The sequence below is a fragment of the Colwellia sp. PAMC 20917 genome, from assembly GCF_001767295.1.
Classification (GTDB): Bacteria; Pseudomonadota; Gammaproteobacteria; order Enterobacterales; family Alteromonadaceae; genus Colwellia_A.
In genome coordinates this window covers 2,481,467-2,498,680 of sequence record NZ_CP014944.1, presented here as the reverse complement: position 1 = coordinate 2,498,680, position 17,214 = coordinate 2,481,467, and the positions used below count along the sequence as shown (strand labels likewise).

The following is a 17,214-nucleotide window of genomic DNA, read 5'->3' as shown; positions in this document are numbered from 1 at the left end:
GACATTAGACCAGTTAGAAAAATCTGCTGGCTAAATTGGAAGAGTTATGACAAATAATTTAGATGAAAAACAAATGATTGAGCAACTTACTCATTTTTGGTCGCACAACCTTCCCTTTAACAAACTACTGGGCTTAACCGTTAGTAAATTTGATTGTAATACCTCTGAAGTACGTTTTTTATGGCAAGATAAGTTAATGGGCAATCCATTACAGAAAACGCTACATGGTGGTGTCACTGCATCAGCCCTTGATTTTGCCGGTGGTGTTGTCGTGGCAGCAAATATGATTGAACAACTTGAGCACAAAACACCAACAACGATTCAACAAAGTTTAAGCTGCTTAGGAACGATAGATCTGCGTACCGATTATTTACGACCAGGTCGTGGTGAGGAGTTTATCGCCACAGCCCATATTATTCGTAGTGGCAATAAAGTCGCTGTTGCTCGCATGGAATTACATAACGAAAAAGGTGACCACATTGCTTTTGGCACCGGCACTTATTTAGTTGGTTAATCTTCACCGGTTAGTTTTTAAAGTGCTGGCTTTGTGTTCATACCATAGCTAGTTTCAGGTCTAGTTAAAAACATGCAACAGGTATTCATTATAAATGAGTAGTTATTAGCTAATTAAAGTGAATAACGTTAGCAAAAGTATTCTCAATATACAGCCGACAGTTTGTGATTATCAAACAAGTAAAGCGCTGAAATTAAAATCATTGTGCTATAATTCGGCTCTTTATTTTTGCTGCTAAAGTTTACTGAAAATCATGACTGTAACTGATAACAAAGACCGTAATGGCGTAATTAACGCGATTAGTGCTTATCTGCTTTGGGGTTTAGCGCCCATTTATTTCAAATTAATTTCTTCTATCAGCCCTGATGAAATTATGGTTCATCGTATTATTTGGTCGAGCCTGCTGTTATTTTTAATCGTTATCATCAGTAAAAGATCTCGCGTATTAATCGATACACTCAAACAGCCTAGGTTATTGGCTAAACTCGCCTTATCCGCTACTTTTCTATTAGTAAATTGGTTTTTATTCATCTGGGCGATAAATAATGATCATCTGCTAGACGCGAGCTTAGGTTATTTTATCAATCCTTTATTTAGTGTCGCACTCGGTGTTATTTTTTTAGGTGAGCGTTTGCGAAAAATGCAGAAGTTTGCCGTTGCACTGGCATTATGTGGCGTGTTAATTCAACTGGTTGCATTAGGTTCATTACCGGTAATTTCATTAGCACTTGCTGGAACGTTCGGTATTTATGGTTTGTTACGTAAAAAAATGCACCTTGACTCTTTTGTTGGTTTATTAATTGAATCAAGCATGATGCTACCGCTCGCGATTGTTTATTGGTTGTTATTTGTTAATACTAGTACCGCTAACATGTTTGAAAACAGTTCAAATTTAAACCTGCTATTGATCGCTGCAGGCGTAGTTACTACAGCGCCACTGCTATGTTTTACTGCTGCAGCAAAGAGGTTAACATTATCAACGCTAGGTTTTTTTCAATACATTGGACCCAGTATTATGTTTTTTTTAGCAACCTTCTATTATCAAGAAACATTGCAGCCCGCTAAATTAGTCACCTTTGCTGCTATTTGGTTAGCTTTGGTTATTTATAGCCTTGACTCACTAAAAGCCAGAAATGAAAAACGTAAATTAGCATTAAATGAACAATTAAGCCGTTAATTTTATTACTGGGATTATATCTAAGGTTGGTTAAGTACTGGCCTTAAGCTTTTTTGCCAGAGTAAGCTGAACACTAGAAACTTTTGCGAGTTTACTTTTAATCTTGATATTACCTTGTAGTTTTTGACAATTAGTAATGCTGTAGACACTATTTAGAAAGACGATGTCATTTAGTTAAGTATTGGCTTTAAGCTTTATTGGTAGGGTAATCTGAAAACTAGAGCCTTGTGCTAGCTTACTTTTAATTTTGATCTTACTCTGTAGTTTTTAGCTGTTAGTAATGCTGTAGACACTATTTAAAAAGACGATGTCATTTAGTTAAGTTAAGTATTGGCCTTAAGCTTTATTGGCAGGGTAATATGAAAACTAGACCCTTGTGCTAGCTTACTTTTAATTTTGATCTTACTCTGTAGTTTTTAGCTGTTAGTAATGCTGTAGACACTATTTAAAAAGACGATGTCATTTAGTTAAGTTAAGTATTGGCTTTAAGCTTTATTGGCAGGGTAATATGAAAACTAGACCCTTGTGCTAGCTTACTTTTAATTTTGATCTTACTCTGTAGTTTTTAACTGTTAGTAATGCTGTAGACACTATTTAAAAAGACGATGTAATTTAGTTAAGTTAAGTATTGGCTTTAAGCTTTATTGGCAGGGTAATATGAAAACTAGACCCTAGTGTTAGCTTACTTTTAATTTTGACCTTACTTTGTAGTTTTTAACTGTTAGTAATGCTGTAGAGACTATTTAAAAACCATGTAATTTAGTTAAGTATTGGCTTTAAGCTTTATTGGCAGGGTAATATGAAAACTAGAGCCTGCTGCTAGCTTACTTTTAATTTTGATATTGCCTTGTAGTTTTTGACATATAATATTATAAACAATGTTCATTCCTAAGCCTGTACCGCCGGAATTTCTTTTGGTGGTGAAGAAAGGTTCAAAAATATTATCTAGCACATGTTGAGTCATGCCATGGCCATCATCTTTAAAGACGATAACAACATGACCGTCTTGGGTTTTTGTTAAGTCGATAGCAATATTGCCCTGTGCTGTATTTTCAAAAGCGTGCTTTAACGCATTCGTGACTAAATTTGTTAGCACCTGCGCTAACGCTCCAGGAATGGTGGTTATTTTCAATTCACTTTCACCGCTATATTGATAACTCACCCTAAAGCGCTTCATTTCTGCCGATAACGTAGACATGACCTCTTCAATATAACTGACTAAATCAATTTCTCGCTCTTCACCCACCATTTGATCTGCTGCGACTTGCTTGAAGTTATTCAACAACTCAATAACACGCTCTAAAGCGTTAGTATTCAAGTTAGAAGCCTTCTCCATACCGTTAAAGTAATGTTGCATTGCCGTGCGGGTTAAGTTGCCTGTTTCAAAGTTTTTACGAATCTTTAGGGTACTTTCTAAAGCTGAACTTGTTGATGTTACCGCAATACCAAGTGGGGTATTAATTTCATGGGCAACCCCTGCAGTTAAGGTGCCTAACGACGCCATTTTTTCAGATTGAATTAATTGCTTTTGCATCTTTTGTAAATTTTCGAGCGTACGAGTTAATGTTCGTGTTGTTTGCCTATTTTTAACAAAAAGTACAACCACCAATCCTGAAATCAATACTAACAGGGTAAGAAAGGAAGCCATTACAATCAAATAAAGTCGCTGTTTATCAATGCGTTCTTCGCGATTTTCTAACTCCTCATTTTTTTTATTCAATTGCGTGCCTTGAAAACTTATTTGTTGCTGTTGCTGTTGCAAAATATCTTTATTAGTCAGTATTTTGTCAGCCATAGCCCTATTTTCTTGTTCTTTATTGTCAACCGAGCTTTGCTGGTTCTCTAAGTTCGTTTTTGCTGCTTTTAACTGGGTAGCTACTTGCTGTAATTGTAGCTCTTTAGTTTTTATTGAACGTTGCTGTTGTTCAGTATTTATCTGTAGGATATTTAGCTCTTGCTGATGCTTACCCGCCATTTTTTCTTGCTGTGCTAAGTTCTTATTTAAGGTATTGAGCTTTTCTTTTGCTGAGGATATTTGATTTTCTTGATCGGTTAACTTTTGGTTCAATCTTGCTTCACGCGCCCTAATGGCTTGTAATGCCAACTCTGTTTCTCTATACAAGGTAGCCACATCAAGTTCAGTCCCGCCTGACAATAATAATTCAGCAGACATCACCAAACCTTCAAAGACAATATTTGATTTATTCACTTCAAAATCTATCGCAGAATTTTCAGCATCGTTAACTAGGTTGATCATCACATTATGCTTATCAATACTGTTATCCGTAATAAGAAGTGTGCTGCTACTGCGAAGAATGGCAGCAATATCGGCTATTTCAGTATTGCTATTGGCAGCAGAAAAAAACAAGTCGGTTTGTTTACCCGCTGTGATATTTTTTATGACAATAACTTTGATTGGCTTGTTTCTAACGACACGCTTAGCTAAGGTGTTATTAAGCAAAGCAGCAAAAATATCATCACCATAAACACCAATAACAAATTGCTGTTTGTTATTTTCATTTGGCCAGCTAACATGTTTAATAAAATTGTAAATAAAAGCGGCTTTAACTTGCTCACTATCAATTTTCTGTGCAAAAATTGAGCTTGAGGTGCTAATAAAAAAACAAAACAACATCAGCAAAGGTTTGCTCATGAGCATTATTTTTTTCTTCATTTAGTGCACCTTGTTGTTAAAATTGTTTAACCACTTTACTTTTTTTTATAAAAAAAAGCACCTATAAGTTAATTCAAGCTCGCATTACTTTAATATATAAATTTTAACTAAAGCGTTAATCATCTACGCCAAAAAGACTCAATTGATTGCGGCCATTTTCTTTAGCATTATAAAGCGCACTTTCCGCTTGATTAAGTTGTTTAGCAAACTTCTCTGTACTATTACAAACTAAGCCTATGCTGATGTTAAAGGCAATATGGTGCTCTTCAAAAGTTAGCTGAGAAACAGAAATATCTCGACGAAGATCATCTAATTTAGTGTAAAGTTGATCCTCATCGGTACCGTACATTAAGACAGCAAACTCTTCACCCCCTAAGCGGGCCAGCAAACCTGATCCTAGATGTTTACGCATATATAATGCCAGTACTTTTAAGACCTGATCGCCAGCATCATTTCCGTAGTTATCATTGATTTTTTTGAAAAAATCAATGTCGAGCATAGCAACACAATAAGGCATGTCTCTTTTAATATATTGAGGCACCAGTTGTTCTGCTTTAGAGAAAAAAGCCCGTCTGTTAGGTAAGTCGGTTAAATAGTCTACGTTTGCTGCTTTTTGGATTTGTTCAATATTGTTTAAATTTTCAATGTTTTGGGTAATTCGACAATAAAACTCTTCTGGGCAAAAAGGTTTACGTAAAAAGTCATCCGCACCGTTTTTAATAAAACGTGCCGAATGCATACCATTGTCAGCTCCAGATATACCAATAATAGCGAGTTGATCACGACTATAAATTTTACGGATTTCATTGGTTAATTCGATACCGTCCATGATAGGCATTTCCAGATCGGTGATCACCAATTTAATGTCTTTGTGCTGCTTTAAGCGTTCTAGCGCTTGCACACCATCATTGGCTAAATAAACATTAAAGTTGCGGCGTTTTAAGAGCTGAGAAACATAATTTCGTGCCGCTAAAGAATCATCAACAACAAGAATACCTGTGCTGCTGTTGGTTATTTGCCAATGTAAAATACGTTTTAAATAAAGGAAAGCTTGGCTATTCTCTTTAGGAATATAGTCAACAACGGGCTGAGCAAGTATTTGCTGTCGAGTAGTTTCATCCATTTTACCTGTCATAACGACACTTGGAATACCATGAGAGAGCACACAGGCTATTGCTTCGCCATTGGGAGCATCTGGTAAGGCATAATCTATAGTGGCAGCAAAAAAGTCATTTTTGCCCTGTAAAATATCTTCTACTTCAGCAAGTGTGGTAGCAATAGTTACCTGATAATTTAATGCCTCGCCAATTTGCTTAATAACACGAGCAATAGGCTTACTGTCTTCTACTACGAGCAACTGCATTGACATATAATTTCTTACCTTATTTTTATAATGGCATCACATGAAAGAAGCAATTATTTTCATGTGATATTAAACGATGGCTTGTAAGTTAGCATAGGCGACCACCAGCCATTTACTACCTACACCAGCAAAATTAACTTGAATACGGCTTTGAGCTCCTGAACCTTCATAATTTAAGACAACGCCTTCACCAAATTTAGCATGAACAACTGACTGTCCTAAACTAAAGCCGCTGTTCTCAAACGTTTCCAGAGTAAAGGTCGATGAAAACTTACCTTTAGTTGATGGACGAGTCACTTGATTTTGTAATCTTATTTCTTCGGTACACTCAGGAGGTAATTCCCGTAAAAAACGACTGGCTTTATGAAATTTTTCTTGTCCATAAAGTCGGCGGCTTTCTGCATGACACAAGTATAGCTTATTCATAGCACGTGTCATGCCGACGTAACATAAACGCCTTTCCTCTTCTAAACGTCCTATTTCTTCTACTGATTTTTGTGAGGGAAACATTCCCTCCTCTAAGCCGGCAATAAACACTAATGGAAACTCTAAACCTTTCGCAGAGTGCATAGTCATTAACTGCACAGCGGGTTCATAATCATCGGCTTGTGACTCGCCAGCCTCAAGGGCAGCATGGGTTAAAAATGAGGTGAGCTTTGTTTGTTCTTCTATTAACTCTGGGTCCGCTTCGAAGGTCTGACAAGCGGTAACAAGCTCATTTAAGTTTTCTATTCTTGCCTCGGCACGTTCACCTTTTTCAGCTTGATACATGGCTTTTAAACCACTGTGCTGAATAACATAGTTGGCCTGTTGGTCGAGGTCAAGGTGGCTAGAGTCATCTTCGAGAGTGTTGATAATATTAATAAAATTTTGAATGACTTTCGCACTTCGTCCTTTCAATTCATCATTTTTTAGCATAAATTGACACGCTTGCCATAATGTCATTTCTAAACTGCGCGCAGCGTCACGTATTAACGATAGGCTAGTATTACCAACGCCACGTGTTGGGGTATTAATAATACGTTCAAAAGCCGCATCATCATCGCGATTATTTAATAAGCGTAAGTAAGCAAGTGCATCCTTAATCTCTAAACGTTCAAAGAAACGTTGACCACCGTAAATACGATAAGGTAAACGACTCTGCAAGAGCGCTTCTTCGAGTAAACGAGATTGCGCATTACTGCGATATAAAATAGCGACATCATCTAAGCTGCCTTCTTTACGCCAATCCGTAATTCGACCGGCAATAAAGCGAGCTTCGTCTATTTCGTTGAATGCCGTATAAATAGATATTTTTTCGCCCGCTTCATCTTCGGTCCACAACTTTTTACCTAAGCGGTTATTATTATTGGCGATAAGTTTATTAGCCGCATTAAGAATATTAGCTGTGGAGCGGTAATTCTGTTCTAAACGTATAGTTTTCGTGTCGTCAAATTCATTAAGAAAACGCTGAATATTTTCAATTTTTGCGCCACGCCAGCCGTAAATTGATTGGTCGTCATCACCAACAATCATCACCTTACTCGATGCGTTACCCAGAATATTTAACCAGGCGTATTGAATGGCATTGGTGTCTTGAAATTCGTCGACTAAAATATGTTTAAAGCGTTGCTGATAATGGGCAAGCAAAACGGGGTTATTCAACCAAAGTTCATGGGCACGCAATAATAACTCGGCAAAATCGACTAAACCGGCTCGATCACAAGCTTCTTGATATCCTTGATAAACTTTAACAAATGTTTGCTCAGTGGGATCATCGTAAACCTCTATGTGCTGTGGACGAATGCCTTCATCTTTTTTTCCATTGATATACCACTGCATCTGCTTGGGTGGCCAACGTTTTTCGTCAATACCTAACGAACGTACGATGCGCTTAACTAAGCGCAGTTGATCATCTGAATCAAGCACTTGAAAATTCTGTGGTAATTTAGCTTCTTGAAAATGCATACGGAGTAAGCGATGGGCTAAACCATGGAAAGTACCGACCCACATACCATGAACATTACCCTCAACTGTTTTTTCAACACGCACTCGCATTTCTGCTGCGGCTTTATTGGTAAAAGTAACGGCTAAAATACTATGAGAAGAGGCGTTTTCAACTTGCATTAACCAGGCAATACGTTGCACTAACACCCGAGTTTTACCACTTCCTGCGCCAGCTAATACCAACATATTTTGTAGTGGAGCGGCGACAACATCTCGTTGTTTTTCATTGAGTGACTCAAGTAGTTCAGAAACGTCCATAACGGAAAAATAACCTTAGAAAAGTAGAAAGTAAGTATAGATGAAATTATAACAAGTGACACAATTCGCTAATATCTGCTAGCTCAATATTAGGTAAAACAGTTAGTGGTTTGCCAACATCATAGCAAGAAATCCATGCGGTTTGGCAGCCAGCGTCGATAGCACCTAAAATATCAGAGCGACCACAATCACCAACATGTAATAGTTGTGACGGTTCTATTATTAATTTTTCGCAAGCTTCAACAAACATATCTGCTGCGGGCTTTTGCCGTAGTCGTTGATTTTTATTTAAAGCTGTCGTTGATAAATCCCCGGCATGAAATCGATAGCTAAAGTAAGCTGAAATACCTATTTTATCAGTATCAACATTGCCGTTACTGATGGCCACCAAGGGATATTTTTTTTGTAAGCTTTGCAATAATTGATGCACAGCTTCTGGCACAACAAAATCACTGCGTTGTTGAACAAAATAATCTAACGCTTTTTGTGCTTGGTCACTCGCAATGTCATCAGCTAAACCCAATGCTTTCATGCCTAGGGTGTAAGTGGCTAAACGTATATCACCCACATGGTGTATTAATTGTGGATTCGCGGCTATAGCTTGCTCGCGAAAAGGTGACCAAAACTGGTAATCAAAAAGAGTATTTTTTGTCGCATGAGTGGCAATTGTCTGTAATGAGAAAAGTGCCGAAAAATAAGCAACCATTTTGGCATCTGTTGCCATCATTACCGGATAATTACTATACAGGGTATCATCAAGGTCAAAACTAATGGCTTGGAAAGGGGCTAAGCGACGATAAAATTTCATTGTTTGTGTTATTTATACAGTTGTTGAAAAAGTAATTTTGCCACCAGCTTTCTAAATTGACTAAGCAATAAAGTATCCATGCGTGGATCAAAGTGGTCGGCGTCGGCACTACTTATTGCTATAAAACCAATGTCATCATTAATATGATTTAGCTTAATTAAGACCACAGAGCCTTCTTGATGTTGCGAAAATATAAGTTCTTGCTCACTTTTTTGTAAGCGCCCAAAGTAATAATCATCTTTGGATAAACGATTATTCATCACCCCTGCACAATCGTTTTTAACGATGCTAGCATGGTCAACCTCAGTATTTTCTTTTAACCAGACTTTTAAACCCGATAATGACAATAATTCTGTGGTGGCTTGATACAAACAATCAAGCAACTCAGGCGCGGAGCTGCAATCTAATAAGCGTAAATATAAGTCGCTATACAAAACAAAAAGCTGTTCATTATGGTTAGCTATCGCCATAAGTTGAGTAATTTCTTCTTCTAGACCATGAATTTTTTGACGTTGCTGGCTTTGTTGTCTTTGCACTAACGAGACTGTGCCACGATGAACATCGGATAAACGAAGGCTAGTGATCAGCTCAGGATTACGATTAAAAAATTCAGGGTTATCATGTAAGTAATCAACAATGAGATCATCGGTTAAACTTACTTCATCTAATTGTATTGGGGTTGAGTCGTTCAAATTAATTCTCTATATCTTGAATAGTTAATAAGCTAACTTTATGCTGATTATAAATTTAATTGCCCGTCAAATACATGTACGGCTGGGCCGGTCATTTTGACTGAATTACCTGGTCCTTTCCAATAAACCTTTAACTTACCGCCCGGTAATTCCACCGTAACATCTCGACCTAATTTATTTTGTATTTGGCCAATAACTACCGCTGCACAAGCACCACTACCACAAGCTAACGTTTCAGCGGAACCACGTTCATAAACACGAAGTTTAATGTAGTCAGGGGCAACAATTTCCATAAAGCCAACATTCACTTGCTGGGGAAAGCGTTCGTGATGTGACAAAGCCTTACCTAACGTCTCAACGGGAGCCTCATCAACCGAGTCAACTGTCAGCACACAATGCGGATTACCTAAAGAAACCACACCACACAACACGGTGTCTTCATCACTGCGAAGAATGTAAGTACCTTCTACTTTTTGGGCAGTAAATGGAATTTGGCTTGGTTCAAACTTAGGTGTTGGCATATTCACTGAAACGTTACCATCGCGTTCAACAAATAAGGTCATCTTGCCTGACTGTGTCGACACCTTAATTTTATTTTTATTCGTTAAGCCTTTTAAACGCACAAATTTAGCAAAACAACGAGCACCATTGCCACACTGCCCAACTTCACTACCGTCGGCATTAAAGATGCGATAATGAAAATCTAAATCGGGATCGTACGGTGGTTCAACCACTAACACTTGATCAAAACCGACACCGAAATTACGATCGGATAACTGCTTTATTTGCTCATTAGACAAATAAACATTCTGGGTAACATTGTCTAGTACTAGGAAGTCGTTACCTAAACCGTGCATTTTTGAAAAATTAACTAACATTTACTTCCCATATTCAATTTAATACTTATTTTGGTAACAAAGACTCGCCTTGCCATAATTGCTCAAGTGTTTCCCGAGCACGGATCAAATGATTTTTTTCACCATCGACCATAATTTCAGCCGCTTTTGGGCGACTATTATAATTTGAACTCATCGAAAAACCATAGGCACCCGATGAACGGATCGCTAAGAGATCACCAGCCACGATACTTAGTTCTCGAGCTTTACCCAGAAAATCACCGGTTTCACAAATAGGACCAACAATGTCGTAAGTTTTTTTACTGGTGAGTTCATTTTTTTCAACTTCGATAATCGCTTGCCATGCTTGATAAAGCGATGGACGAATTAAATCATTCATCGCGGCATCAACAATCGCAAAATGTCTGTCTTGATTCGTTTTTAGTAATTCAACTTCGGTCACTAAAATTCCAGCATTAGCCATAATGGCACGACCGGGCTCATAAATCAGCGTAATATCACGATCGGCTAACTTATCCGCAATCGCTTTCGCGTATTCGTTAGGATGAGGTGGCGTTTCGTCGTTATAACATACGCCTAAACCACCGCCAACATCGATATGCGATAAGCTAATATTTACCTCTGCGAGGCGGTCAACGAGTGCGAGTACTCGATCAAGTGCGTCTAAAAAGGGTTGTACTTCAGTTAACTGCGAACCAATATGGCAATCAATGCCCTTTACAGCAATATTTGATAAACTATTGGCGTGTTGGTAAAGCTCAAAGGCATCATCAATGCTAATACCAAATTTATTTTCTTTTAAGCCTGTCGATATATAAGGATGCGTACCAGCATCTACATCAGGGTTTACTCTTAAAGAGACCGGTGCAGTCATTTTCATGCGCTCGGCTACCTGCTGAATACGCGTTAGCTCTGCTGCTGATTCAACATTGAAGCAATAAATACCCTTTTCTAAGGCAAAAGCAATTTCATCTGACTTTTTGCCAACGCCCGAAAATACCACTTTACGGGCATCACCGCCGGCTTGTAATACACGAGCAAGTTCGCCTTTTGAAACAATATCAAAACCACTACCTAAACGTGCCATCACATTGAGTACGGCAAGGTTACTGTTGGCTTTCACCGCATAACACACTAAATGTGGTTTATCACCAGCGGCTTGGTCAAACGCATGCCAGTGGCGCTCAATAGTCGCTCGTGAATATATATATAACGGCGTACCATGTTGCTTAACAAGTTGAGTAACGGCACAATCTTCAGCATACAGAGAAGTGTTTTTGTAATTAAAAAAATCCACGATTAATTTTCCTGCGATTTTGGTGCTGGTGAGTTTTGTTTTGGCTGTGTATTAGCGTGTTCAGTTTGTTGCTGTACTTTTACTTGCACAGATTTTTGCGTTAGTGGACCTTTAATTCCACATCCACTTAAAAGCACTGATATAATAAAAAACGCTAAAATAATTGAATTTTGTTTACGCATACTTGATTTATTCGATTTTTTTCTCATGATAGACGTTTTATAATCTCATGACCAACAAATAGCTAGCAAAGATGAATAAATTTCATTGCGCTAGAAAAGGAAGCATTAATGAACGACAGCCAATACAATTTACTTGCCGATGAAATTATTCTTCAAATAGAAGAAGCCATTGAAGATTGTGGTACCGACATTGATTATGAGGGTGTGGGTGGCATGTTAACACTGACCTTTAAAAGTGGCAGCAAAGTCATCATTAATAAACAAGCACCCTTGCAGGAAATATGGGTAGCAACTAAATTTAATGGTCATCATTTTCAGTGTGAAGATGGCCAATGGACAGACAAACGTGGTGGTGGCGAACTTTGGCAATTCTTATCAAAAGCGATCAGTATTCAGGCCGACACCGAAATAACTATTAGCGCAGGATAATTTAATGAGCACAACAACCGTACGCATTGCCACACGTAAAAGTGCACTCGCTTTATGGCAAGCCGAATATGTAAAAGCACAATTAGAGCATTTCCACGCTGGCATTATTGTTGAACTTGTTCCCATGACCACCAAAGGCGATATTATTTTAGATACACCTTTAGCTAAAGTCGGTGGTAAAGGTTTATTTGTTAAAGAACTCGAAGTTGCCATGTTAGAAGACCGTGCTGACATCGCGGTTCATTCAATGAAAGATGTCCCGGTAGAATTTCCTGAAGGGCTAGGCTTAGAAGTAATTTGTCCTCGTGAAGACCCTCGTGATGCCTTCGTCTCCAACACCATTAACAGTTTAGCCGAACTGCCACAGGGTGCTGTTGTTGGTACCTCAAGTTTACGTCGTCAATGCCAAATTAAAGCCATGCGCCCAGATTTAGACATTCGTGATTTGCGCGGTAACGTAAATACCCGTTTAAAAAAATTAGATAATGGCGAATATGATGCCATTATACTTGCCGCAGCCGGATTAATACGTTTGGCGATGCCTGAACGAATTCAAGAGTTTATTGAACCCGAGGTCATGTTGCCCGCAAACGGACAAGGTGCTGTCGGAATTGAATGTAGAACCAACGATGAAGCCCTTAAAGCTTTACTGGCGCCATTGGGTTGTGAAACTACCCGTATTCGGGTGTTAGCAGAACGAGCGATGAACCGCGCTTTAGAAGGTGGTTGCCAGGTCCCTATTGGGAGCTACGCTGTCATTCAAAACAATGGTCAAGTTTTTTTACGTGGTTTAGTGGGCGCAACTGACGGTAGTGAAATACTGACCAGTGAAATAACCGGTGAGAGCAAAGATGCGGAACAACTAGGTAATACACTGGCTGAGCAACTCCTTGAAAAAGGCGCTGATAAAATATTGCGTCAGGTTTATGCACAACAGTAACACACACGTTTTAATCACACGTCCTGAAAAAGCAGGACGTGCTTTAGCGCAACAGTTAAAAAGTATCGGCATTGACAGTCACTGCCAACCGTTCTTTGATTATCAATCACTTGCTTGTAAAATCACCACTAAAAAGCTCATCAAACAATATCCGCAAGCCATTGTTATTTTTGTCAGTGTCGCTGCGGTTGAGTTTGCTCATTGCGCTGTTGATTTTTCTCAATGGCAACAAAAACGCGTTATTGCTATCGGTAGCGCAACACTAAACGCTTTAAAAGCAAAAGGGCTTAGTGCTGTTTCCCCTGAACTTCATACCAGCGAAGGTTTATTAGCACTTAATATACTCGATGAAAAAATAATCAGTGGCGAAACCATTATTATTGTTCGTGGTGACGGTGGTCGAGAGCATATTGCCCAGCAACTCACCTTGCGAGGCGCCGAGGTTCACTATTTAGAAAGCTATAAAAAAGTCTGGCTTCCCGTCACGCAAAAACAGGTTCAACAATGGCGAAATCAGCGAATAAATTGTATTGTCATAACCAGTAACGCTTTGCTAGAAAGCATAGTACACTTAATAAAGCATTCAGAGAGTTATTGGCAAACTACTTGTTTATGGATTGTCGCTAGTGAGCGCATTGCCGAACAAGCGAAACAACTAGGATTACTCAATATCATTAATGCTAACGGTGCTAATGATCAAGCCATGCTTAGTGCAATCACTTCATATGGAAAAAATAATGACTGATAAAAAGCTAAACGAGTCAAATACTTCAGAAACAAAAGCGACTGACGAAAAGTCAGAGCAAGGTTTTTCAACTTCTATTTCACTAGCATCCTCGAGTGAAGAGCAGAAGTCCCCGGAAAAAAATAAAGACTCAGCTGTGGTTAACGAGAAAAAACCAGCCATTAAAACCTCAGAAAAAAAAGCTAAACCATCGGTGGCGAATGATACAAAGATGCATAAACAAAAATTATCTAAGACTGCCGTAGTTTCCTTAATCATAGCTTTAGCAGCAAGTGTTGGTGTCGGCGGTTTATATTACTGGGATATGCAGCAACAAGCACAGAGCAAGGCAGAATTATTACAACAAACTCAGCAAATTTTAGCTACTAGTGAGCAAAAAACCCAACAAAGTTTGGCCAGTAGTGAGCAAAAAGTTAAGCAGTTATTTGCTCAGCAACAAACCATGTTTTCACAACGTTTAAACCGTGAGATTGCAACAATAACAACAGACAGCCAAGTTAAAATCGCTCAACTTGAAAAGGCTGTTGAACGATTATCACAAAATCAACCCAGTGATTGGTTATTACACGAAGCAGAGTACCTTATTCGTATTGCCACTCGCACGATGTGGCTAGAGCAAGATACAAGAGCAGCAATTGGCTTGCTAAAAGATGCTGATATGCGCCTCAAAGAACTTAAAGATCCGCAGTTTTTACCTATTCGTCAATTAATTCGTCAAGACATCGCACAGTTAACATTAATACCTGTTGTAGACAACGAAGATACCGTTATGACCTTAATGGCGATGAGTCATCAACTGGCAAACTTACCCTTGGCTATGGTTAAAATTCCAGATAATGACAACAAGAACAGTGATTTCACATTATCTGAAAGCACCAATGATTGGCGAGAAAATCTTGCAAAAACATGGCAAAAAATTCTTGCTGATTTTATTACTGTCCGCAGAAGTAGCGGTAATGTAAAGCCATTAATGTCGCCACAACATCAACAAAATCTTATTGAAAACCTTAGCTTAAAGTTACAATTAGCTCAGTGGGCAGTGACAGAGAAAAAACAGAAAATTTATAATCAAACCTTAAATGACATTCAACTATGGTTAACAGAATACTTTGATATGCAAAAAGTTGAAAATCAAAGCTTTTATCAAGCTATTCAAAAACTAAAAGGTAAGATAATCACTTATGATTACCCCAGTACGCTTTTATCGCTAAAAGCGATGAGTAAAGTGCTAGCAGAAACGCCCTTAAAACCAACACTTGATTCATTAACGCCTCAAGTAATGCCTGATAAATTACCCGAAGACAAAGAAAAAGCACTTAATGGCTCATCTAAGACACTACCTGAAGAAGTTGCACCACAAGAGTCAAAAGTGCAGCCTAACAGCACGAATGAGGCCTTATAATGAAAAAATTAATACTGTGGATATTAATATTTTTTGCTGCGGTTGCTATTAGCCCACTGCTAATAAATGAAAAAGGTTATATCTTAATTGCGATGGGCGATTTAACCATAGAATCAACCGTAGTAATGGCATGTATTATGTTAACGCTATTATTTATCGCCTTAGGGTTATCGATGACACTTGTGCGTGGCAGTCTACGTTTAGGTTTTGGCGGCTGGAACAAAATTGCTTTTGCTAATCGCCGTCGAGGTTTAAGGGACTTTAATCGCGGCATTGCTGCTTTTATTCTTGAGGACAACCAACAGGCAGAGCATTTGTTTGCTAAAGCGGCTGAACCCTCAAGATTTACTCATACGTCTTATCTATTGGCTGCTGCAGCATCGTCAAAACAATCGCTGCGATCAAACACGAATCACTACTTAGCTTTATTAGCGCAAGAAGACAATGGCGTTAAAGACTCGGGTTTAGAATCAGTACTCGTGACGATTAAGTTATTAATTTCTCAGGAAGACTTTGCACAGGCACGGAGTATTATTGATAAGCATCACAAACAAATTGGTCATGATGCAAGGTTATTAAGCTTAGAGATCATCTTAAGCTTGCAAGAAAAACGTTTTGATTATGTGATAGAGCAACTTGTTTCAGCCCGTAAACAAAAAGCCATTACAAATGAAAAAATAGCACTATGGGAAGCAAGCGCTTTCTACGGTGCTTTTAATGAAACAATACGCAAAGAAAATAACGATTCATTGGCACAACGGTGGCACAAACTTACTCGCAAATTAAAACATAATGAAGTTATTCTCTGGGCTTACTGTCGAGTATTAGCCGAGCACAAAATTACTGAGCCACTCAATAAAATATTATTACCTGTGATTAAAAAAGGCGCAGACGATACTTTTTTAAAGAATATTCGCCAGCTACCTATTTCGGCTACTGATGAATTAATCAGTGCCGTTCAAAAACAGTTACATAATGATCCTCACAGCGGAAAGTGGTTAAGTTGTTTAGCTAATTTAGCCGCAAAATCTCGACAACTGCCGATGGCAGAAAAAGCCTTTAATAGCCTGGTTAATTTAGCAGGTACACAATACGATGTTATTGATTTACTGAATTTCTCTCAAGTATTAGAGCAGCAAGGCGAATATAAAAAAGCCAATCAAGTATTAAATAAAGCTGTAGGTCAAATTGACAATTTTAAGAATAATACCTTAGCTATAAATAACGGAAACGAACAAAAATGAATTTAACAGTCGACTTTAAAAAACCTGAAATTGCTGGTGCTTTTGATTGGCAATTATGCCAAGAAATCAATATAAAAAACGAGCAAGGCGATATTATTGCTAAAGCTGAAATTGAGCTAATCACCCTTAATAAACACCGTGATGCTGTTGGCTCTTATACTTTATTAGCCAACGAAGATACTGACTGGGAAATTCCACTTAACCTTTATTTTAAAGGCCAAAACCTCGAGCAGGGCTTATGTGAACAATTAAGCATTACTGCTGAAACCAAAAAAGCTAAAACACATATTTTACTAGAAGCGATCAGTGTTCTGCCACAATATCGTAGACAAGCGATTGGGCAATACCTACTTAGAGAGATTGTTAAACATCATCAAAAAGCTCAATCTATTACGGTATTAAGCATGCCTATGCATCTCTTTGTTGATGCCGATGAATGTGAGGATGAAGGTATTAAAGCTTATTATCAAGCGGCTGATTTACAAACTGAAAAAGTGGCGATAGATGATCTTACTCACTTTTTTACTGAAAGTGGCTTCGTTGAGTTTGCTGTCGACGAAAATTTACTGGCTGAGCCTTTACCCTATCAAATCTTTGTTGCTAGCCCACAAAGTATATTAAAAGACTCAGTCTAAAAATATTTTGA

General features: G+C 38.3%; 16 protein-coding genes. 8 read left to right on the top strand and 8 right to left on the bottom strand.

Annotated features, from left to right (window positions below; translation table 11 throughout):
* The first annotated feature begins 46 nt into the window (after nt 1–46).
* Nucleotides 47–514 carry a thioesterase family protein gene (locus A3Q34_RS10775; protein ID WP_070375365.1) on the top strand — a complete coding sequence of 156 codons (468 nt, stop codon included), beginning with the start codon at nt 47–49 and terminating at the stop codon, nt 512–514.
* A gap of 253 nt (nt 515–767) precedes the next feature.
* The gene (rarD, locus tag A3Q34_RS10770) at nt 768–1,691 is read left to right on the top strand and encodes an EamA family transporter RarD (RefSeq protein ID WP_070375364.1); all 924 of its coding nucleotides are present in this window, start codon (nt 768–770) and stop codon (nt 1,689–1,691) included.
* Between the two features lie 763 nt (nt 1,692–2,454).
* Here rarD and A3Q34_RS10765 read toward each other — a convergent pair.
* The 8 genes from A3Q34_RS10765 to lptM all read right to left on the bottom strand — a co-directional run bounded on the left by A3Q34_RS10765 (nt 2,455) and on the right by lptM (nt 11,835).
* Nucleotides 2,455–4,365: a YfiR/HmsC family protein gene (locus A3Q34_RS10765; protein ID WP_083277977.1), complete on the bottom strand. Its 1,911-nt coding sequence runs from the start codon at nt 4,363–4,365 to the stop codon at nt 2,455–2,457.
* Between the two features lie 115 nt (nt 4,366–4,480).
* Complete coding sequence (locus A3Q34_RS10760) at nt 4,481–5,728, bottom strand: diguanylate cyclase (RefSeq protein ID WP_231907338.1); 1,248 nt, start codon at nt 5,726–5,728, stop codon at nt 4,481–4,483.
* A gap of 69 nt (nt 5,729–5,797) precedes the next feature.
* Nucleotides 5,798–7,972 (bottom strand): DNA helicase II, encoded by a 2,175-nt coding sequence (uvrD, locus tag A3Q34_RS10755; RefSeq protein WP_070375361.1) that lies wholly within the window; start codon nt 7,970–7,972, stop codon nt 5,798–5,800.
* Nucleotides 7,973–8,018: 46 nt separating this feature from the next.
* Entirely contained in the window at nt 8,019–8,780 is a 762-nt protein-coding gene (locus tag A3Q34_RS10750) for an HAD-IA family hydrolase (protein WP_070375360.1), read from the bottom strand.
* Between the two features lie 8 nt (nt 8,781–8,788).
* Nucleotides 8,789–9,472 carry a DUF484 family protein gene (locus A3Q34_RS10745; protein WP_070375359.1) on the bottom strand — a complete coding sequence of 228 codons (684 nt, stop codon included), beginning with the start codon at nt 9,470–9,472 and terminating at the stop codon, nt 8,789–8,791.
* A 47-nt stretch (nt 9,473–9,519) separates the two neighbouring features.
* The gene (dapF, locus tag A3Q34_RS10740; protein ID WP_070375358.1) at nt 9,520–10,350 is read right to left on the bottom strand and encodes a diaminopimelate epimerase; all 831 of its coding nucleotides are present in this window, start codon (nt 10,348–10,350) and stop codon (nt 9,520–9,522) included.
* 25 nt (nt 10,351–10,375) lie between these two features.
* Nucleotides 10,376–11,626 carry a diaminopimelate decarboxylase gene (gene lysA / locus A3Q34_RS10735; RefSeq protein ID WP_070375357.1) on the bottom strand — a complete coding sequence of 417 codons (1,251 nt, stop codon included), beginning with the start codon at nt 11,624–11,626 and terminating at the stop codon, nt 10,376–10,378.
* Between the two features lie 2 nt (nt 11,627–11,628).
* Nucleotides 11,629–11,835, bottom strand: coding sequence for an LPS translocon maturation chaperone LptM (gene lptM / locus A3Q34_RS10730; RefSeq protein ID WP_070375356.1), 207 nt, complete (start codon nt 11,833–11,835; stop codon nt 11,629–11,631).
* Between the two features lie 81 nt (nt 11,836–11,916).
* Here lptM and cyaY point away from each other — a divergent pair, with 81 nt between their 5' ends.
* From cyaY to A3Q34_RS10700, 6 genes are read left to right on the top strand one after another with little or no spacing between them, the layout of a single operon-like run.
* On the top strand, nt 11,917–12,237 hold the full coding sequence (gene cyaY / locus A3Q34_RS10725; protein WP_070375355.1) for an iron donor protein CyaY: 321 nt from the start codon (nt 11,917–11,919) through the stop codon (nt 12,235–12,237).
* Between the two features lie 4 nt (nt 12,238–12,241).
* Nucleotides 12,242–13,177 (top strand): hydroxymethylbilane synthase, encoded by a 936-nt coding sequence (hemC, locus tag A3Q34_RS10720; protein ID WP_070375354.1) that lies wholly within the window; start codon nt 12,242–12,244, stop codon nt 13,175–13,177.
* Nucleotides 13,164–13,922 (top strand): uroporphyrinogen-III synthase, encoded by a 759-nt coding sequence (locus A3Q34_RS10715; protein ID WP_070375353.1) that lies wholly within the window; start codon nt 13,164–13,166, stop codon nt 13,920–13,922. Before hemC ends, A3Q34_RS10715 begins: the two co-directional genes overlap by 14 nt.
* Entirely contained in the window at nt 13,915–15,324 is a 1,410-nt protein-coding gene (locus A3Q34_RS10710; protein WP_070375352.1) for a uroporphyrinogen-III C-methyltransferase, read from the top strand. Before A3Q34_RS10715 ends, A3Q34_RS10710 begins: the two co-directional genes overlap by 8 nt.
* The gene (locus A3Q34_RS10705) at nt 15,324–16,568 is read left to right on the top strand and encodes a heme biosynthesis HemY N-terminal domain-containing protein (RefSeq protein WP_070375351.1); all 1,245 of its coding nucleotides are present in this window, start codon (nt 15,324–15,326) and stop codon (nt 16,566–16,568) included. Before A3Q34_RS10710 ends, A3Q34_RS10705 begins: the two co-directional genes overlap by 1 nt.
* On the top strand, nt 16,565–17,203 hold the full coding sequence (locus A3Q34_RS10700; protein WP_070375350.1) for a GNAT family N-acetyltransferase: 639 nt from the start codon (nt 16,565–16,567) through the stop codon (nt 17,201–17,203). The genes A3Q34_RS10705 and A3Q34_RS10700 overlap by 4 nt, the downstream gene beginning before the upstream one ends.
* Nucleotides 17,204–17,214 lie beyond the last annotated feature (11 nt).